This window comes from Aeromonas sp. 82P (assembly GCF_051919365.1).
In the GTDB taxonomy this organism is placed as follows: Bacteria; Pseudomonadota; Gammaproteobacteria; order Enterobacterales; family Aeromonadaceae; genus Aeromonas; species Aeromonas veronii.
The window spans coordinates 1,789,703-1,809,548 of the sequence record NZ_JBQBEV010000001.1 but is presented as its reverse complement, the minus strand read 5'-3'; the positions used below and the strand labels follow the sequence as shown (position 1 = coordinate 1,809,548).

The 19,846-nt window shown below is 61.3% G+C and carries 17 protein-coding genes and 1 pseudogene; 7 read left to right on the top strand and 11 right to left on the bottom strand.

The window, feature by feature from the left end:
- Positions 1–10 precede the first annotated feature (10 nt).
- From ACTG2S_RS08450 to ACTG2S_RS08440, 3 genes are read right to left on the bottom strand one after another with little or no spacing between them, the layout of a single operon-like run.
- Positions 11–481, bottom strand: a complete 471-nt coding sequence (locus ACTG2S_RS08450) for a YeeE/YedE family protein (protein ID WP_201936885.1) — start codon at positions 479–481, stop codon at positions 11–13.
- Positions 482–494: 13 nt separating this feature from the next.
- Positions 495–908 carry a YeeE/YedE family protein gene (locus tag ACTG2S_RS08445; RefSeq protein WP_042080319.1) on the bottom strand — a complete coding sequence of 138 codons (414 nt, stop codon included), beginning with the start codon at positions 906–908 and terminating at the stop codon, positions 495–497.
- Positions 908–1,222, bottom strand: a complete 315-nt coding sequence (locus ACTG2S_RS08440) for an ArsR/SmtB family transcription factor (RefSeq protein ID WP_005338008.1) — start codon at positions 1,220–1,222, stop codon at positions 908–910. Before ACTG2S_RS08440 ends, ACTG2S_RS08445 begins: the two co-directional genes overlap by 1 nt.
- An 88-nt stretch (positions 1,223–1,310) precedes the next feature.
- Here ACTG2S_RS08440 and ACTG2S_RS08435 point away from each other — a divergent pair, with 88 nt between their 5' ends.
- From ACTG2S_RS08435 to ACTG2S_RS08420, 4 genes are all read left to right on the top strand, one after another.
- Positions 1,311–1,496, top strand: a complete 186-nt coding sequence (locus tag ACTG2S_RS08435; protein WP_005344304.1) for a YgaP family membrane protein — start codon at positions 1,311–1,313, stop codon at positions 1,494–1,496.
- Between the two features lie 54 nt (positions 1,497–1,550).
- Positions 1,551–2,822, top strand: coding sequence for an NAD(P)/FAD-dependent oxidoreductase (locus ACTG2S_RS08430; protein WP_439982327.1), 1,272 nt, complete (start codon positions 1,551–1,553; stop codon positions 2,820–2,822).
- Between the two features lie 380 nt (positions 2,823–3,202).
- On the top strand, positions 3,203–3,607 hold the full coding sequence (locus ACTG2S_RS08425) for a hypothetical protein (RefSeq protein ID WP_139406236.1): 405 nt from the start codon (positions 3,203–3,205) through the stop codon (positions 3,605–3,607).
- Positions 3,608–3,825: 218 nt separating this feature from the next.
- On the top strand, positions 3,826–4,554 hold the full coding sequence (locus ACTG2S_RS08420) for an MgtC/SapB family protein (RefSeq protein ID WP_123173429.1): 729 nt from the start codon (positions 3,826–3,828) through the stop codon (positions 4,552–4,554).
- A 90-nt stretch (positions 4,555–4,644) separates the two neighbouring features.
- Here the strand turns inward: ACTG2S_RS08420 and ACTG2S_RS08415 are convergent, their stop codons facing one another.
- The 8 genes and pseudogenes from ACTG2S_RS08415 to grpE form a co-directional block, all read right to left on the bottom strand.
- A complete protein-coding gene (locus ACTG2S_RS08415; protein WP_144712384.1) occupies positions 4,645–5,655 on the bottom strand; it encodes a LacI family DNA-binding transcriptional regulator in 1,011 nt (336 codons plus the stop codon).
- 27 nt (positions 5,656–5,682) lie between these two features.
- A complete protein-coding gene (locus ACTG2S_RS08410) occupies positions 5,683–7,098 on the bottom strand; it encodes a glycoside hydrolase family 32 protein (RefSeq protein ID WP_274161007.1) in 1,416 nt (471 codons plus the stop codon).
- A pseudogene (locus ACTG2S_RS08405) lies at positions 7,098–8,461 on the bottom strand (sucrose-specific PTS transporter subunit IIBC). Before ACTG2S_RS08405 ends, ACTG2S_RS08410 begins: the two are co-directional and overlap by 1 nt.
- 83 nt (positions 8,462–8,544) lie before the next feature.
- Positions 8,545–9,501: an aminoimidazole riboside kinase gene (locus ACTG2S_RS08400; protein WP_201974207.1), complete on the bottom strand. Its 957-nt coding sequence runs from the start codon at positions 9,499–9,501 to the stop codon at positions 8,545–8,547.
- Between the two features lie 115 nt (positions 9,502–9,616).
- Positions 9,617–11,107: a carbohydrate porin gene (locus tag ACTG2S_RS08395; protein ID WP_274161008.1), complete on the bottom strand. Its 1,491-nt coding sequence runs from the start codon at positions 11,105–11,107 to the stop codon at positions 9,617–9,619.
- 264 nt (positions 11,108–11,371) lie between these two features.
- Positions 11,372–12,514: a molecular chaperone DnaJ gene (gene dnaJ, locus ACTG2S_RS08390; protein WP_005338032.1), complete on the bottom strand. Its 1,143-nt coding sequence runs from the start codon at positions 12,512–12,514 to the stop codon at positions 11,372–11,374.
- Between the two features lie 101 nt (positions 12,515–12,615).
- Complete coding sequence (gene dnaK / locus ACTG2S_RS08385) at positions 12,616–14,544, bottom strand: molecular chaperone DnaK (protein WP_005338034.1); 1,929 nt, start codon at positions 14,542–14,544, stop codon at positions 12,616–12,618.
- Positions 14,545–14,841: 297 nt separating this feature from the next.
- A complete protein-coding gene (gene grpE, locus ACTG2S_RS08380) occupies positions 14,842–15,417 on the bottom strand; it encodes a nucleotide exchange factor GrpE (protein ID WP_005338036.1) in 576 nt (191 codons plus the stop codon).
- Positions 15,418–15,708: 291 nt separating this feature from the next.
- On the opposite strand from grpE, the gene nadK reads away from it, so the two are divergent.
- From nadK to ACTG2S_RS08365, 3 genes are all read left to right on the top strand, one after another.
- Positions 15,709–16,593, top strand: coding sequence for an NAD(+) kinase (gene nadK, locus ACTG2S_RS08375; RefSeq protein ID WP_005338038.1), 885 nt, complete (start codon positions 15,709–15,711; stop codon positions 16,591–16,593).
- A gap of 251 nt (positions 16,594–16,844) precedes the next feature.
- Positions 16,845–18,509: a DNA repair protein RecN gene (gene recN / locus ACTG2S_RS08370; RefSeq protein ID WP_439982326.1), complete on the top strand. Its 1,665-nt coding sequence runs from the start codon at positions 16,845–16,847 to the stop codon at positions 18,507–18,509.
- A gap of 328 nt (positions 18,510–18,837) precedes the next feature.
- A complete protein-coding gene (locus ACTG2S_RS08365) occupies positions 18,838–19,728 on the top strand; it encodes a manganese-dependent inorganic pyrophosphatase (protein WP_040094840.1) in 891 nt (296 codons plus the stop codon).
- Positions 19,729–19,846: the final 118 nt, after the last annotated feature.

The following is a 19,846-nucleotide window of genomic DNA, read 5'->3' as shown; positions in this document are numbered from 1 at the left end:
CTTCACGGGATCAGGCGGTATGGGACTGGCGCACCTTATCCACTCCCCGAACTGGCGCCTTGGTCAGCACCCTGGCCAGCCCTCTGTCAAACAGCAAGATCCCGGCCACCATGGCCGCTATAAACAACATTATCATGGGCTGCCCGCTGGAAATGAGACTCAGAGCAGGCCCCGGGCAGATACCCACCAATCCCCAGCCGATGCCAAACAGCGCGGCCCCGCCGATCAGCCTGCGCTCCAGCTGAGGGGCTGGTACGGCGGCGATGGGCTCCCCCAGCACACTCTGGCGACGGGGTTTCACCAGCAGAAAATAACCCGGCATAAAGACCAGCAGGGCCCCTCCCATCACGAAGGCGAGGCTGGGATCCCAGGCCCCGGCCAGATCGAGAAAACCGGTGACCCGGGCGGGATCCATCATGCCGGAGATGGCCATCCCCAGTCCGAACAACACACCCGCAAACAAACTTGTCAGCAACTTCATGGCAATCAGCCCCTTACAGCAGATGATGAGTGACGAAGACGGTGATAAAGCCAGCCGCCATAAAGGTCAGGGTGGCGACGATGGAGCGCAGGGAGAGCCGCCCCATGCCACAGATGCCGTGGCCGCTGGTGCAGCCATTGCCAAGACGGGTACCGATGCCGACCAGCAGACCGGCCAGCAGCACAACGGGCCAGCCGGGCAGCGTGGTGAATGTGGGCATGCGGGCCCAACCCAGAGTCAGCGCCAACCAGGCGCCCGCCCCGAGCCCCAGCAGAAATAGCACCCGCCACGGCGCACGGTGTTGCAGCGCACCGGCCAGAATGCCGCTGATCCCGGCCACCCGGCCGTTGAACAACATCAGGATCAGGGCCGACAGCCCCGCCAGCATGCCACCGCCCAAAGAGAGCAGCCATTGGCTTTCCATCATCAAGATTCCTTATTTTCTGAGTGACAAAAATGGGTTTGCAGCGCCCCCAACACATCGGCGGCCGCCTCGCTCACCAGCGAGTAGTAGATCTGCTGGGAGACCTTGCGCGAACGGATCAGGCCGTAGCGCTTCAATACCGAAAGTTGCTGGGAGAAGGCCGACTGCCCAAGTTGGCTATGGGCCAGCAGCTCCCCGACCCCCTTCTCCCCCTCCACCAGCTGGCAGAGCACCATCAGGCGTTCGGGATGAGCCAACGCCTTGAGCAGGGAGGCGGCGGCTGTCGCATGTCTGTTCATCTCGTCGAATTGGCTCATAAGATTAAATTAGCAATTGCTGATATTTGTTCTATTGTATAAAACAACACTAAATTAGCAACATCTAAAGTAGATGAGGAGAAGGACCATGACAGTAGATAACGGAGTCAGAATCGTCGCGGGTTGCATGTTGCTGCTCTCGCTGATCCTTACCACCTGGGTTCATCCGGGCTTTGTCTGGTTGAGTGCCTTTGTCGGGGTCAACCTGATCCAGAGCGCCTTCACCGGTTTCTGCCCGGCAGCGATGATCCTCAAACGGATAGGATTTAAATAACAGGGTCGGATGACCCGGCTCACATGAGCGTGTAATAAACGCAGGAGGCTGAACATGGCAACGGTAATCGTCATCGGCGCGGGTCTGGGGGGCATGTCTGCCGCCTACGAACTCAAGGCCGAACTGGGCAAGCAGCATGAGGTGCTCCTCATCAATGACAAGCCGGACTTTGAATTTACCCCCTCCAACCCCTGGATTGCCGTCCAGTGGCGGGAGCGCAAGGAGACCTCGATACCCATCGAACCCCATGTGAAGAAAAAGGGGATCCGCTTTATCCATGCCGCCCTGACCGAGCTGCAACCGGCGGCGCAGCAGCTCACCCTCTCCGATGGCCAGACCCTGCGTTACGACTTTCTGGCGATCTGCACCGGCCCGGCCCTCGCCTTTGACGAGGTGACGGGGGCTGGCCCCGAATCCGGTGGCACCACCAGCGTCTGCACCCTCTCCCACGCCGAAGAGTGCCGCCACAGCGTCAGTGCCCTGGTCGATGAGCCCGGCCCGGTGATTGTCGGCGCCATGCCGGGTGCCTCCTGCTTCGGCCCCGCCTACGAGTACGCATTCATCCTCGATCGCCACCTGCGCGACAAGAAGGTGAGAAAAAATGTGCCCATGACCTTTGTCACCAGCGAGCCCTACATCGGCCATCTGGGTCTAAACGGCGTGGGCGACTCCAAGGGGATGCTGGAGAGCGAATTGCGGATGCGCGACGTGCAGTGGATCTGCAATGCCCGCACTGTGGCGGCGCAAGATGGCCAGATGAAGGTGGAGGAGCTGGACGATGAGGGCAACATCAAACGCACTCACACCCTGCCCTACAAACACGCCATGATGCTGCCCGCCTTTGTCGGCATTGCGCCGCTGCGGGGCATCGAGGGGCTGGTCAATCCCCGCGGCTTTGTCATCGTCGACGAACACCAGCGTAATCCCGCCTTCCCGCAGATTTACGCCGCCGGAGTCTGCATCGCCATTGCACCGCCGCACAAGACGCCGGTACCAACCGGGGTGCCCAAGACCGGCTATATGATTGAGGCGATGGTGCGCACCCTGAGCCACAACATCAAGGCGGAGCTCAGCGGCCAGCCGCCGGTGACCAAGGCAGTGTGGAATGCCATCTGCCTGGCAGACATGGGGGACACAGGTGCCGCCTTCGTCGCCATGCCGCAGATCCCGCCGCGCAACGTCGCCTGGTTCAAGAAAGGAAAGTGGGTCCATCTGACCAAGATCGCCTTTGAGAAGTACTTCCTGCACAAGATGCAGGTGGGGGATACCGAGCCCATCTACGAGAAACTGATGCTCAAATACCTCGGCATCGACAAGACCGAATGACCCCGCAGACCCGGCCCTCGCCGGGTCTCTTTTTACGGCCCTGCGCGGCAAAACGGGGCTTTCAATTATGTTTCAAGATGTTGCTGCGGGCGGCGCGGGGTTTACCCTGCCTACCACCTCGGCTATCATTCGAGCCTCTTATCAATAGCGGAGACCATCAGTGGGCAACTCATCAAGTGACAGTTGTAGACCGACCCTCATCGTCGGTACCAAGGTCGCGAGCTAGCCGCAGGTCTTTCTCTGCCGCATGCTCGCAACCCTGCGAGAAGCGGAAATCCACTCCCCTCTTCTCCCTTTTTACACTTGACGTCTGGCAACCAGAGGCCAACCGCCACGGTCGCCATGCCTGCATAGTTTCTGCTTCCCACAAGGAGGCTGCTATGCGTTTTATCTCAATCAAACCGGCTGCGGATCGCACGGTCGCAACAGGTTCTGTTGCTACCCGGGCTCACCCCCTGTTGAGCCGGCTCGGCCGTGGCATGCTGCCACGCTGGCTGGGCGGCAAACAGCGTCAGCACCACTACCGGCTGCAGATCCGCTGTGAGGATCGCGCCGATATGGAGCAGGTGCTGGATATGGTGAACCACACGTTGCAACCGGCCGGGCTGCAACCGATGCAATCGATGAAGCCGGGTCGCGGCGGCGGGCGAGAGCTGGTGCTCAACCTGCAGTGCACCCCGCCCCAGCGACGCTATCTGGTGCAGTTCGTTCATCAGGTCGGAGTAGCACATCCGGTGCGCTGGCAACTGCGCCCGCGCATCGACTGCGATCCCGAACTCAACTGACCGCACACCTGCGTTAACCACAGTGAAAGGGGCCAGCCACGCTGGCCCCGCTTGTTGCGTCCTCTCCAAGCGTCAGGGCATCCGATGATGCTCGCGCCCCGGGACGCCGCGTTTTTGTTTTTCTGCTGGCCATCCGCGCAATCATCCCCTGATCCATCCGCCCCCCGGCGTTTCATCATGGATTGCGTCAAGCCAGCGCTTATCAGAAGGAGTACGCCATGAAGATGTGGCAACAAATTGACATGATCTCCCTGCTCGACACCCTGGCCAGCCTGCTGCTCGCCTTTGTGCTCGGCAGTCTGGTCGGGCTGGAGCGCCAGTACCGCCAACGTACCGCAGGCCTTCGCACCAACGTGCTGGTCGCCGTAGGGGCCGCCCTGTTCGTCAGTCTGGCCCAGCGTATCTATGACCTGCACGGCGGCAACTACAACGTGGTCCATGTGGTGGCCTATATCGTCTCCGGCATCGGCTTTCTCGGCGCCGGCGTCATCATGCGCGAATCGGGCAATATCCGCGGCATCAACACCGCCGCCACCCTCTGGGGCGTAGCAGCGGTCGGCGCCGCCTGTGGCGCCGGGCTGGCCATGGAGGCAATTCTGGGCGCCCTGTTCGTGCTGGCCGCCAACACCCTGCTGAGACCGCTGGTCAACCAGATCAACCGCCGTCCGGTGGACAATACCGACACCGAAGTGACCTACAAGGTGACGGCACTGACCCAGCGCGAACATCAAAAAGAGGTGCTGCACTGGCTCGAAGAGATGCTGGAGCAGGCCAACTACCCCCTGAGCGAGCTCGACATCGAGCCGTTTGGCGCGGGGGATCTGGAGATCTCGGCGGTGCTGCTGGCTACCTCCATCGATGGCGACGAGCTGGATGCCCTGATGGTGAAACTCGGCATCCACCCCCATATCAAGCAGGTGTTCTGGCGCACCAGTACCACCGACTGAGCTGCCGGTCAGAGGAACGAGCCACCCGCCCACAGCAAAAAGCCCCGCCAGCAATAGCGGGGCTTTTTCATATGGATGGGCGAAGAGTGGCTAGCGGCGACTGCGCCAGCGCACCCTGGGGGTGATCACCTGGGCAGTCTGTGCGGGAGGACTGCCCGCAATCAGTTGCTGCATCAGCTCGAAAGCGGCGAGGGCCAGCGCCGGACAATCCTGCGCCACCGAGTCGATACGCATGGGGATGCAGTCGAGCAGGTCGTGATCGTCGAAGGTGCACAGGCGCATGCCCGTCTCCATCAGCCCCGCCTCGTTGAGGTAGCGCAGCACCCCTTCCAGCAAAGTAAAGGAAGCGGTAAAGAGCCCCCTGGGGGGGGCTCCCAGCTCGGCCACCAGCTCGGCCATCAGCTGATAACCGGAGCTCGGCTGGTAGTCGCGATGACGCACCCGGGCGGCATCGGCTTCAAAACCGGCGCGATGGAGCCCCAGCTCATAGCCCGCCAGCCGGTGACGGCTGGGGGAGAGATCCAGCAGGCCGCCGAAGTAGTAGATCTGCTCGCCGCACTCGCTGGCCATGTCCCGCACCAGCTCGGCGGTCGCCTTGCAGGCATCGGAGATCACCATGGGCAGGCGCGACTCGCCAATATGGCGGTCGAGCTGCACCACCGGCAGGCGGTCGTGAATGCGGGTATAGATGTCATCGCTGTGGCCGCTGGAGGCGACAATCAGCCCATCCACCTGACGGCTGATGAGGTTGTCCACCACCCGCTGCTCGAGAGCGGGATCATCCTCGGAGCAGGCGATCAGCAGCTGGATGCCCGCCTCCCGGCAGTGCGCCTCGAGGGCACGGGCAATGCGGGCAAAACCGAAGTTGGTGAGATCGGGTATCACCAGTCCCCAGGTGTAACTGCGGGTCTCACGCAGGGAGCGGGCGTGAAAGCTCGGCAGGTAGTGACACTCCTCCGCCACCGCCTGAATGCGCTTGCGGGTATCGTCGGCAATCCGGTACTCCGCACTCTTCCCGTTGAGCACCAGACTGGCGGTCGCCTTGGACACCCCCGCCAGTTCGGCGATCTGGGCAATCGTGATCCGTTTCTTCTTCTCCACCTGGCCTCCCGGCTGACTAGAACCGGGCTATTGTACTAGGCACGCCGACAGCGGCCAGTGATTGAGGCAAATTTTGCAGCCATCATCGCCGTTACCTGATGAAAGTTGCGGCTTCTCCCCGGGGAAGTAGCGCGCCGACAGGCTGTGACGCCCCTCATCGATGAAACACTCCAGACTGGAGCGATCACACAGGACGGTGATCCGCCCGCCAGCCCATGGGCTGCAGCGGGTCTCCCACGCTCCGCTCTGCCAGTTCTGGCGCCGCAAGGTGATGCGGTCCGGCTGCCACACCAGCTCGGCCACGGCGCCGAACCAGAGACTCCCCTCACCGCAGAGATCCAGATCGAGCCAGGCCGAGTCGATGGCCAGCCCCGGAAACTCGCCAAGCGTCCCCTCGAAACGGGTCAGCTCTCCCTTCAATGCCGCGAGCTCCGCCACCGGTCGCTGGCAGAGCCACTCATCCTGCCAGAACAGCTCCCGCGGGCAGCTCATCTGGTGGATCCAGCCGTGAGCGACCGTAGGCTGGCTCATCTCGTTCTCCTCCGGCAGCCCCAGCCAGCCGAACAAGAGGCGGCGCCCCTGACTGTCCAGGGTAGTTTGCGGCGCATAGAACTCGAAGCCCCGGTCCAGCTCGTGGAAAGCCCCGTGCTCGAAGCGCTTGCCGTCGAAGTTGCCAGAAAGCCAGCCGCACTGGTAGAGGTTGCGATAATCCTCGCCTGCCGGGGCAATCCCCTGCGGGCAGCTGATCAACACATGGCGCTCCCCCAGCGGGAAGAGATCCGGGCACTCCCACATATAGCCAAACTCACCCAGCCCCCCGCGCCCGCTACCGGCGATGGGGCCCACCCGCTGCCAGCTTTGCAGGGTGTCGCCGCGATAGAGCAGCACTTCGCCCTTGTCATCCAGGGTGCGGGCCCCCAGCACCATCAGCCACTGCTGGCCGTCATGCCACACCTTGGGGTCGCGCACGTGGCCGCTGTAGCCTTCGGGCAGATCCAGCACAGGCCCCAGCTTGGCAAAACTACCCTCACCGTCGACGCGGGCCAGACACTGATAGGCGGTGCGGCTGCCATCCGGGTATTTGACATTGCCGGTGTAGATAAGGGTCAGGCGCCCCTGCTCGTCGCTCACCGCCGAGCCCGAATAGCAGCCGTGGCTCTCATAGGCTTCGGTGGGCAACAGCGCCACCGGCTCGTGCTGCCAATGCAGCAGATCGGTGGAGGTGACATGACCCCAGCCCTTGTTGCGGTGCTCGCAGCCCAGTGGATTCCACTGGTAGAAGAGGTGGTAGCGCCCGTCATGCTCGATAAAGCCGTTGGGATCGTTGAGCAGCCCCACCGGGGCTGCCAGATGCCAGCGGGGCCGATGGGGATCGGCCGCCACCTTGAGCTGTCCGGCCAGCAGCGACCGGACAATCTGGTTGAGAAGATCGCTTTCCTTCATCACTCCACCTTGTACTTGAGCAGGTAGGATGCAGCGAAGGCGGCGCCAAAGGCGATCACCAGCCCGATGATGTAATGAACAAGGCTCATGGGCTGGACGATGGCCATGCCGGGAATACCGGTCAGCCCCACCGCCGTCATCCCCACCTTGGCCGCCACCACGTAGGCGCCGCCGCAGGCCCCGCCAAACAGACCGGCGAGGAAGGGTTTGATATAGCGCAGGTTCACCCCGAAGATGGCAGCCTCGGTGATGCCCAGCAGGCAGGACATGGCCGCCGGCACGGTAATGGCCTTGATCTTCACGTCGCGGGTCTTGAAGTAGACCGCGAGGCAAGCCCCACCCTGTGCCACGTTGGCCATGGCCCAGATGGGCAGCAGGAAGTTGACGCCAATTTGCGGATTGGCCAGCAGCCCCGCCTCGATGGCGTGGAAGCTGTGGTGGATGCCGGTGATGACGATAAGCGAGTAAGTGCCGCCAAACACCAGCCCCGCCAGCCAGCCCGCCTGCTCATAGAGGGCGCTCAGACCAAACGAGATGCCATCCCCCAGCACCCGACCCGCTGGGCCGATAAAGAGCAGCGCCACAAAGCCGGTGATGATGACGGTGAGAAACTGCGTGAGGACAGATCCAGCGCATCCGGAATGCGCTTGCGCAGCTGTTTCTCCAGATGGGACATAAACCAGACTGCCAGCAGCACCGGGAAGACGGTGCCCTGATAGCCGATCATCGCCACATCCAGTCCGAAGAAATCCATGGTCTTGAAGCCACCGGCCACGCCCCAGGCGTTGGTCAGCGCCGGGTGGGTGAGGATGCCGCCAAGGGTCGCCCCGAGGTACGGATTGCCGCCAAACTCCCGCGCCGCAGTAAAGCCGATGAGGATCGGCAATATGATAAAGGCCGCCGAGCTGAACATGTCGAGCATCACGAACAGGGCGCTGTCGGCATTGGCCCAGCCGTAGGTGCGCACCATGCCAAGCAGCCCCATCAGCAGGCCCGAGGCGACGATGGCCGGAATGATCGGCACGAAGATGTTGGAGAGGGTTCGCGCCAACCGCTGGGCCACGTTGAGCTTGGCCGCCGCCATGTCGGTCAGCTCCGCCTTGCTGGCGGTGCCGGTACCGGTCAGCGTCACAAACTCCGCATAGACTTTGTTGACCAGACCGGTGCCGAAGATCACCTGAATTTGGCCCGCGTTGCTAAAGCACCCCTTGACCCCCTCCAGCTTGTCGATGGCGGCCTTGTTTACCTTGCTGTCATCGGCCAGCACCAACCGCAGCCGGGTGGCGCAGTGGGCAGCGCTGACGATATTCTCCTTGCCCCCGAGCAGGGGCACCAGATCCTTGGCTATCGCACTGATATTCATATTCTTCCTCTTATGACCCGCCACGCTGGCGGGCCCTTGTCACATGAGAGTAGGGGCTGTCGAGCCGGGCTTCTAGCCTCAGCTCAACAGTCGCTTGCGCCTGATCGCAAAAAGGCATTCAGTTCGGAGCGGGTCGGCAGCGCCGTCATCGCCCCCTTGGCGGTGGTGGCGAGCGCCCCACAGCCGTGAGCCTGAGCCAGAATGGCGGGCAACTCGGCCAGCGTCGGCAGCGACGAGCGCCCGGCCAGCGCCGCCAGCAGACCGGCGACGAAGGCATCCCCCGCCCCCGTGGTGTCGATGGGCGTCACTTTCTGCCCCACCCACTCCAGCAACTCGCCATCAAGGCGAGCCACCACACCGGCCGCGCCCCGGGTCACCAGCACCAGCGCCGGGCCAGAGAGCGTTGCAAGCCCGGCGGCCAGCTCATCCTCGCCACTCAACAGTTGCAGCTCCTCAATGGAGAGCTTGACCACATCCGCCTGTGCAATGGCCTGACGCACCAGCGGCAGCATCTCGGCGGGGTTGCCCCACACCTCGGGGCGCAGGTTGGGGTCGAAACAGACCCGCCCGCCTGCCGCCTTGATGGCCGCCATGGCCTGCAGGCAGCTGGTGCGCACCGGCTCGTTGGCGAGCGCGATGGAGCAGGTGAGCAGCCACTGACCGGCGTCGAAGCGGGGCAACTCATTTGGGGTGAGGAACTGGTCGGCGCTGGGACGCACCATAAAGGTGAAGCTGCGCTCCCCCTCGTCATCCAGTTCTACCAGCACGGTAGAGGTGCGATGGTCTGGATCGAACCGCAGCGCACCGATATCCACCCCCTCCCCGCTCAGGGTCTCGGCCATAAAGCGGCCGAACGGATCGGCACCGACCCGGCCGATAAAGGCCGCATCGCCGCCCAGCCGTGCCACGCCAACCGCCACATTGGCGGGTGCGCCACCCGGACACTTGAGGTAGTGCAACGCCCCTTCCGGGATCAAGTCCACCACCGCATCCCCCATTACCCACACACGATTCGTCACCTTGCTACTCCACTGCTGCATCGGATCCTCGGTCAAACCCGAACTCTGTTCTGTTGGCTGGCATTATCAGCTAAACCGTTTTAGCCAACCAACAGATCTCGGCACCGACTGCCATTTTTGTGATCGGGATAACGAACTAGAACCAGGTTTCCATCTGTACGCCAAAGTTCCACTCGCCACCGGCGGTGAAGTTGCTCTGGCCCATGGCATCGTCGCTAGCGTAGTTGTCGAGCTCGGAGGACCAGTCCATCCAGCTGGCGAACACCCGCAGTTCGGGCCGCTCGAAGAATCCGGCGGTCTGCGCCTTGAAGGTGGGGGCGAAGGTGAGCTTGGTGAAGTTGCCGTTCACTGCCTGGCGTCCCTTGTAGCCCTTGGGATCGAGATCCATGTACTGCCAGGCCGCCTCGTAGACCAGCTCCACGTTCTGGCTCAGCACCTGCGCCACCCGGGTATTGACGGTGAGCCAGCGATACTCATCCCCTTTCACGTAGCGATCCTGACTCTGCTCGGCCAGCAGGGCCGGGGCAAAACGCCAGCGCGGATTAAGATCGGTAGCGCCAAACACGGCGACCCGCACCGCATCGGCGTCCGGCAACAGCTCGCTGTCAGAGCCCAGCCCCTTGACCTCGGCCCCCAACCCATGACCGTACAGCACAGCCGCCTTGGCAAAACCGGGGTTGATGCCGAAGAAGCTCTCGCCGTGGTAAGCCAGCAGGGTGTGTGCCCCCTTGTCCGCCGCCTCGCTGCCCGCCCCCTTGTCATTGATGCGGGCGTCATTGTCCTTGGCCGAGAGGCCGTTCACCATCCACTGCCAGTTGCCGACGCGGTTGTTCATGGTGAGGATGTAGCTCTCGATATCGGAAAGACCGCTGGCGCTGATGTCGCCGTAATCGCGGCCATAGAGGGAGAAGTTGGCCTTCCAGCTGTCGGCCAGCTGCACGTCGTAGACGCCGCCGCCGGTACCGGCCAGGAACACCACGTCGGAGTCGAGCCAGTGGATGTCAAAGTTGTCGCGGTCAAAGCGCTTGCCCGCCCAGAGCACCGCATTCTTGAAGGGGCCGTTGAAACTCGCCAGATTGCCGATCTCGGCAAACACCTGACGGGTATTGAGGCTCGAATCGCTGGCAGTCCAGTCGTTGCTGGTCTCCACCCCGTCCGCCAGCATCAGCTTGTAGCGGGCCCAGCTGCCATCCTCGAAGGTCTGGGTTTTCAGCAGGTTGGCCTCCATGTAGGTGTCATCCTCGTTGCCAAGGCGACCGACGGCCCCGCCCACCGAACCGGCTGGCGTGATGTAGGGGCCGCCGCGCCCGCCGTTGCCATTGCTGTTGACCAAGAGGCCCGAGCGGGCATAGCCGTGAAACTCGAAGCCCTGGGCACCAGCGGTCTTCTCATCCACCTGCTGGCTGCGGTTGTCGGCCGCCTGCGCCTGCTCACTCGCCGTGCTCGCCTTCACTTCCGCCTGACTGGCACGGCTCTCTGCTGCCTCGGCTCTCGCTTCAGCCGCCTGTACCCGCGCCTCCAGCGCCGCCAGACGGGCCTCGATACCGCCATCCGCCGCCCACAGCGGGCTGCTCATCCCCAATCCCAGCGCTACCGCCAGCGCCAACTTGCTCTTGAACATCATCATCTTCCTCACCTGTCATCTGTGGCCCGGACGGGCGCTGTTGTTATCGACAGACGGAGCATAGCTAAACCAATTTAGCCAACTCAATACAACAGCTAAACCGTTTCAGCAACAGTGTGAGCGGGATAACATTTGTACAGCAGGAATTGGCGGGAGTTGTGAGGAGGATCCCTCATCAGGATCCACTCAATAGGGCGGATCCTGGCTAAACGGCGGGCAAAAAAAGAGCCGGCACAAGGCCGGCTCTGTTTATTCGGGTCGCTGAAATCAGCTGGTCAGATCGTCGAAGAAGCGTTTCACCCCTTCGAAGAAGCCTTCCGATTTCGGCTTGTGGGTCTTGGCAGCGGCACCGCTGAACGACTCGTCCAGCTGGCGCAGCAGCTCTTTCTGCTGCTCGGTGAGGTTGACCGGCGTCTCGATCACCACCTTGCACATCAGATCCCCTACCTGGCCGGAGCGCACGGACTTCACGCCCTTGCCGCGCATGCGGAACATCTTGCCAGTCTGGGTCTCCGGAGTGACCTTGAGCTTGACGCGGCCATCCAGGGTCGGCACTTCAATCTCGCCACCCAGCGCAGCTGCGGTGAAGCTGATGGGCACTTCGCAGTAGAGGTTGTTGCCGTCACGCACGAAGATCTCGTGCTCTTTGACGTGCACCTGTACGTAGAGATCCCCTGCCGGAGCCCCTGCCTCCCCTGCCTCCCCTTCGCCGGAGAGACGGATGCGATCGCCGGTATCGACGCCCGCCGGAATTTTCACCGACAGGGTCTTGGTGCGCTGGTAGCGACCTTCACCGTGACACTTGCGGCACGGATCCTTGATGATCTTGCCGCGACCGTGACAGTGCGGACACGCCTGCTGCACCGCAAAGAAGCCCTGACGCATCTGCACCTGGCCGGAGCCGTGGCAGGTCGGGCAGGTCTGGGCACTGCTGCCGGTGTGGGCACCGGAGCCGTTACAGACTTCGCAGTGAACCAGAGTCGGCACCTTGATCTCCTTGGAGACCCCGCGTACCGCCTCTTCCAGCGTCAGCTCCATGGTGTAACGCAGGTCGGAGCCACGGGCCGGGCCACGACGGGCACCACCACGGCCACCGCCGAAGATGTCACCGAATACGTCACCAAACATGTCGGCGAAGTCGGCACCGCCGCCAAAGCCACCGTGGCCACCGCCACCCTGGCTCGGGTCGACACCGGCATGGCCGTACTGGTCGTAACGGGCACGCAGGTTGGCATCGGTCAGGACCTCGTAGGCTTCCTTGACCTCTTTGAACTTCTCTTCGGATGCGGCATCACCCTGGTTACGATCCGGGTGATACTTCATGGCCAGGCGCTTGTACGCCTTCTTGATCTCGCGATCGTCGGCATCTTTCGCCACACCCAGTACTTCGTAGAAATCGCGCTTCGACATACTCATCCTGTGGTTACGCAGACGGGCGTTGGTTACCCAACGCCCGTGAATTCATTGACCAAGCCGATGGGCGAAGCGGACTTCGCCCATCTGGGTAGGGCTTACTTCTTGTCGTCTTTCACTTCTTCGAACTCGGCGTCGACTACGTCGTCGTCAGCCTTGGCAGAAGAGGAGGACTGACCGGCATCAGCACCGGCTGCACCCTGGGCCTGAGCCTGCTGCTGGGCAATTTCCATCAGCTTCTGGGACGCTTCCAGCAGAGCCTGCTGTTTGGCTTCGATAGCAGCCTTGTCGTCACCCTTGATGGCCGCTTCCAGCTCGCTCAGAGCAGCTTCAATCTTGGTCTTGTCGTCGGCAGGCAGGGCTTCACCGGCTTCGGTGATCTGCTTGCGTACGGAGTGGACCAGACCATCAGCCTGGTTGCGAGCCTGTACCAGCTCTTCAAACTTCTTGTCCTCGGCCGCGTTGGCTTCGGCTTCGCGTACCATGCGCTCGATCTCGTCATCAGACAGACCTGAGGAGGCCTGGATGGTGATCTTCTGCTCTTTGTTGGTCTCTTTGTCTTTCGCAGAGACGTGCAGGATACCGTTGGCATCGATGTCGAAGGTCACTTCGATCTGCGGCAGACCGCGCGGTGCCGGACGGATGCCTTCCAGGTTGAACTGGCCCAGAGACTTGTTGTCGCTGGCGCGCTTGCGCTCACCCTGCAGCACGTGAATGGTCACGGCAGACTGGTTGTCTTCTGCAGTGGAGAACACCTGGGACTTCTTGGTCGGGATGGTGGTGTTCTTCTCAATCAGCGCAGTCATCACGCTACCCATGGTTTCGATACCCAGGGAGAGCGGGGTGACGTCCAGCAGCAGTACGTCGGTCTTGTCACCGGACAATACGGCGCCCTGGATGGCAGCACCCATGGCCACGGCTTCGTCCGGGTTGACGTCTTTACGCGGCTCTTTGCCAAAGAACTCGGCAACGGTCTTCTGAACCAGCGGCATACGGGTCTGACCACCAACCAGAATCACGTCGTCGATCTCGCCAACTGCCAGACCGGAGTCTTTCAGGGCGACACGAACTGGCTCCAGAGAGTCTTTCACCATGTCTTCTACCAGGGATTCCAGCTTGGCGCGGGTCACCTTGATGTTCATGTGCTTCGGACCGGTGGCATCTGCAGTGATGTACGGCAGGTTGACGTCGGTCTGCTGGGCAGAAGAGAGCTCGATCTTGGCTTTCTCGGCGGCATCTTTCAGACGCTGCAGAGCCAGCTGGTCGTTGCGCAGGTCGATGCCCTGCTCACGCTTGAACTCGTCTACCAGATAGTTGATGACGCGGTTGTCGAAGTCTTCACCACCCAGGTGGGTGTTACCGTTGGTCGCCAGTACTTCGAAGGTGGTTTCGCCTTCCACTTCGTCGATCTCGATGATGGAGATATCGAAAGTACCGCCACCCAGGTCATATACGGCAACCTTGCGCTCGCCCTTGACCTTGTTCACGCCGTAAGCGAATGCAGCAGCAGTCGGTTCGTTGATGATGCGTTTTACATCCAGACCGGCGATGCGACCGGCATCCTTGGTAGCCTGACGCTGGGCGTCGTTGAAGTAGGCCGGAACAGTGATAACGGCTTCGGTTACCGGCTCGCCCAGATAGTCTTCGGCGGTCTTCTTCATCTTTTTCAGCACTTCGGCAGAGATCTGCGGCGGTGCCATTTTCTTGCCCTTCACTTCAACCCAAGCGTCGCCGTTGTCAGCTTTGGCGATGGCGTACGGCATGATTTTCAGGTCACGCTGCACTTCTTCATCTTCAAAACGACGACCGATCAGACGCTTGATGGCGAACAGGGTGTTTTTCGGGTTGGTGATGGCCTGACGCTTGGCCGGCTGACCAACCAGGATCTCGCCATCATCGGCATAGGCAATGATGGACGGAGTAGTACGATCGCCTTCTGCGTTCTCGATCACGCGAGCAGTGTCGCCATCCAGAATAGCGACGCAGGAGTTGGTAGTACCCAGGTCAATACCGATGATTTTACCCATTTGACGAATCTCCAAATACTTTGAATAAACTGGCGAGGAACTCGCCTTAATGCGTTAACGGCTAGGTGGGGGCTGCCAATCTGGCTTTCAAGCTCCCGGCATCAATTTTTTTGTGCCGCCGTGGCCTTGCTACCTATATGGGGTCGCCAGACGCAGCTTCAAGCCCCAACCCTAAAAAACCACACCCTTTGTCATGGTTGCGCGGTCACGTTGAGCCGTAAACCGGGCAAGATGAACAGGGGCTGCACTACGAAACAAAAAGCCCGCCACAGGGCGGGCTCGGGCACCCACAGCCAATCAGTCGACCGCTTTGGCGATCATCACCATGGCAGGACGGATCACCCGACCGTTGAGGTCATAGCCCTTCTGCATCACTGCAATGACGGTGTTCGGGGCCACATCGGCACTCGGCACCATGCTCATCGCCTGATGGGCATTGGGGTCAAACGGCTGGTTGATCGGGTCGAGCGCCACCAGACCAAACTTGGCCACGCCGCTCTGCATGGATTTCAGGGTCAGCTCGACACCTTCGATCATCGGCTTGAGGGCTTCGTTCTCCTTGTCGGCCAGTTCGATGGCACGCTCAAGGTTGTCCAGCACCGGCAGCAGTTCATTGGCGAACTTCTCCAGAGCGAATTTGTGCGCCTTCTCCACATCCAGCTCGGTACGACGGCGCAGGTTCTCCATCTCGGCGGCGGTACGCAGGGCGCGTTCACGCTCTTCCGCCGCTTTTTGGATGGCGGTTTCCAGCTGCGCTTCCAGTTCGGCAATGCGGGCCTGCTCGGCTGTCACTTCACTGTCTACATCGGTCGGCTCGACTGGCTGGGCTTCCACTTGCTCCATCGCTTCAACCTTTTGCTCTTCGTGGTTCATGACATCTCCAATTCCGGGGTTACTTATGAGGGCCCTGACGTCTGGTTGAGCGACCGGACGACAACAGACCGACTATGTTGGCGCTATTATGGGGATGCATCCCCGGCTTTCAAGGGGTAAAGGGCAATCAGGGTTGCTGAATAGCCGCAACCGGCGGTTTATCCGAGTTGCCGCTCACCGTTTAACCAGTAACCTCAAGGGGATAGCCACCCCCGTCACACGGGAGAGCGTCACAAGCGGAGCAAAGCACTGTATACTGGCCCGCAATACCCATCCCAGATCTGACTGACTATGGATTCTCCGTTCAAAACCATCGCCCTGATTGGCAAACCCCACCATGAGGGGGCCAACCAGACGCTGACCGGCCTGCATCAATACCTGACCGCCCGCGGCTTTCGGGTACTGGTGGAGAGCCGGGTCGCCCAGACCCTGAGCATCCTCGATGAAAACGTGATGGATCTGGTGCAACTGGGCCAGCAGGCCGATCTCGCCATCGTGGTCGGCGGTGACGGCAACATGCTGGGGGCGGCGCGGGTACTGTCACGCTTCGATGTGGCGGTGATCGGGGTAAACCGGGGCAACCTCGGCTTTCTGACCGATCTCTCGCCACAAGATTACCTGCTGCCGCTGGAGCAGGTGCTCTCCGGCCACTACAAGAGCGAACACCGCTTCCTGCTGGAAGCCTCGGTCTATCGCCACGGCGAGCGCAAGTCGAGCAATCTGGCGGTCAACGAGGCGGTACTGCACCCGGGCAAGATCGCCCACATGATCGAGTTCGAGGTCTATATCGATGGCAGCTTTATGTATAGCCAGCGTTCGGACGGCATCATAGTCGCCACCCCGACCGGATCCACCGCCTACTCACTGTCGGCAGGTGGCGCCATCCTCACCCCCAAGCTCAACGCCATCACACTGGTGCCCATGTTCCCGCATACCCTCAGCAGTCGCCCCATCGTGCTCGATGCCGACAGCGAAGTACGGCTGCTGGTCTCGCCGGATAATCAGGACGATGCCATGCAGGTCAGCTGTGACGGTCAGGTAACCCTGGCGGTCCACCCGGGGGACGAGATCCTGATCAAGAAGAGTCACCACCAGCTTCATCTGGTGCATCCCCTCGACTACAGCTACTTCCACGTGCTGCGCAACAAGCTCGGCTGGGGCAGCAAGCTGTTCTAATCAGCTTTGACCGACAACGGCATTGCCAGAGAAGGGCGCCTGAATTGGCGCCCTTCTCTTTTCTTTCGTAGCAACCGCCCCTGCACTCTCATATCCGTACCGCGTGCCAATGGTCAGTACCGCATTCTTATAGCCATAGCGCACTGGCGCGGCTTTCCTTTGTTAAAAATGACGGAGCCCTCTTTACTGTATATAAGACCAGTATATACTGGATGCATACACAGTAATGTTGACCTATACAGGATGAGACCATGCTGACCCAGCTGACCGTCAACAACTTCGCCATCGTCAAGTTTCTCGAACTCGATCTGCGACCGGGCATGACCTGCATCACCGGTGAGACCGGCGCTGGTAAATCCATCGCCATCGATGCTCTCGGTCTCTGTCTCGGAGAGCGGGCCGAAGCCGGCATGGTGCGACCCGATAGCGACAAAAGCGAGGTCAGCGCCCGCTTCCTGCTGGACAACAACCCGGCCGCCCGCGCCTGGCTCGCCACCAACGAGCTGGAAAACGAAGGTGAGTGTATCATCCGGCGAGTCATCTCCGCCGAGGGGCGCTCACGCAGCTATATCAACGGCGTGCCTGTCCCTCTTACCCAGCTCAAGAATCTGGGCCAACTGCTGGTCAACGTACACGGTCAGCATGCCCACCAAATGCTGCTCAAACCCGACTACCAGCTCGCCCTGCTCGACGGCTACGCCGGCCACCATCTGCTGCTCGATGAGGTGCGCCAGCACTATCAGCAGTGGCGTCAACTGCAAAACGAGCTCAACCGGCTCAAGGCCGAGCAGCAGCAGCGGGAGGCCCGTCGCCAACTGATCGAGTATCAGGTGCAGGAGCTGGACGAATTCGCCCTGCAGCCGGGGGAGTTTGAAGAGATAGAGGAGGAGCACCAGCGTCTCGCCAACGGCACCGAGCTGATGCAGGAGTGCGGCGCTTGCCTCGATCTGCTCTATGACAACGAAGAGACCACTATCGCAGGGCTGCTGCAATCGGCCGTCGATCGGGCCGAGGGGCTGGTCAGCATGGACAGCCGCCTCAACCCGGTACTGGAGATGCTGAATGAAGCGCTGATCGGGGTGCAGGAGAGCCACAGCGAACTTCGCAGCTACCTCGATCGGCTGGAGCTGGATCCCGAGCGTTTTAACGAGCTGGAGGCCCGCCTCTCCAAGGCGATCAATCTGGCACGCAAGCACCACGTCAAACCGGCCGATCTGGCTCAGTACCATCAGGAGCTGGCCTCGGATCTCGCCCGCCTCAACTCTGACGAAGAGCGGCTAGAGGGGATGGAAGATGAGCTGGCCGAGGCCCGTCAGGCTTTTGTCCAGGCCGCCGAAGCCCTGAGCCAGAGCCGTCAGCGTTACGCCCAGGAGCTGGGCGCCAAGGTAACCAGCAGCATGCACGAACTGGCAATGCCCGATGGCCGCTTTGCCATCGAGGTGCGCCCCGATGCCCAGAGCAGTCTGTCACCACTGGGTATAGATCGGGTGGAGTTCATGGTCACCACCAACCCGGGCCAACCGATCCAGCCGCTTGGCAAGGTGGCCTCCGGCGGCGAGCTGTCGCGCATCAGCCTCGCCATCGTGGTGATCAGCGCTCGCAAGATCTCCACCCCAACCCTGATTTTCGACGAAGTGGATGTGGGGATCAGCGGCCCGACTGCCGCAGTGGTGGGTCGCCTGCTGCGCCAGCTCGGCGAGTCCACTCAGGTGATGGTGGTCACTCACTTGCCTCAGGTGGCAGGCAACGGCCACCAGCATATGGTGGTGAGCAAGCATACCGATGGCAAAACCACCGAAACCCAAATGAGTGCCCTTGATGAGACCGCCCGTCTCAACGAGCTGGCACGCCTGCTCGGTGGCGACCAGATCACCGACAACACCTTGGCCAATGCCCGCGAGCTGCTGCGTCGCTGAATCAGGCAATAAAGCCCACTTGCAGCGATGGCGACTGATAACGCTGACAGAACATGCTGACTGCGCAGGAACGGACGAGTGCCATAGCCTGCACAGTTAGCAATAGCCAATAGCCAATAGCCAATAGCCAATAGCCAATAGCCAATAGCCAATAGCCAATAGCCAACTGTGATAACTGAACTCGCGTCAGGATTACCGACCCAGATCAATAAAATGGCGAGTTAGGCGAAGCTGGCAGCAACATGGGCGTGGATCCGGTTGCCTTCATGTAGCGGATTTCGCATAGTGTTGCCCCCCTTTATGGGTATCCAATTGTGAGGCTTTGTCTATGATCCACGTTTTTGGTCACAAGAATCCTGATAGCGACAGTATCTGCAGTGCGCTGGTTATCACCGACTGGCTCAATGGCCAGGGCCGTCAGGCCACCCCATGGCGTCTGGGTGACCTGCGCACCGAAACCCGTTTTATTCTGGAGCAGGCTGGCGTCAGCGAACCCGAGTTGCTGACCAAAGATCTGACCGGTGAAGATGTCTGGCTGGTGGATTTCAGTGATCTGGAACAGGGCCCTGCCACACTGGCACAAGCCAATGTACTGGGCCTGGTGGATCACCACCGTCTCGGCACTCTGGTCACCCAATCTCCGCTGGATGCCTGGATCCGTGCCGTCGGCTGCACCTGCACCATCGCCTTCGATCTGCTGAGCCAGCAAGGCACTGTGACCCGCAGCCAGGCTCGCCTGATGCTGGGTGCCATCATGAGCGACACCCTCTGTCTCACCTCGCCGACCACCACCGAGCAGGACAAGATCGCCTGTGAGCGTCTGGCACCGCTGGCCGAAGTATCGCTGGCCGAATTCGGCCAACAGCTGCTGATGGCGAAAACCGACCTGAGCGGCCTGACTCCGGCTCAACTGCTGCAGCAGGATGAGAAGGCATTCCAGGCGGAAGGTTGCAGCTTCATCATGAGCCAGATCGAAGTGGGCAGCGAGCAGCAGCTGGCAGAGCACCTGCCAGCCCTGCAGCAGGAGATGGCCCAGCGCGTGGCGAGCGAAGGGCTCGACTTCTTCGTGCTGATGGTGACTGACCTGACGGCCGCAGCCAGCCGTATCTACTTTACCGAGCACGCCAAAGTACCGGCCGAGTCCAGCTACCACCCGGGCTTTGTCAGCCGCAAGAAGCAGGGTCTGCCCTGGGTGATGGAACTGCTGGCCAAGGCCTGATCTTCCCTCGCCATTACCTATTCCAAAGCCCTGCCTCAGCGCAGGGCTTTTTCATCGCCACCGCCAGCCGCCCCCCCCATCCTCTTGCTGACCATCTTGCTCACCACTGCGGTCTCTC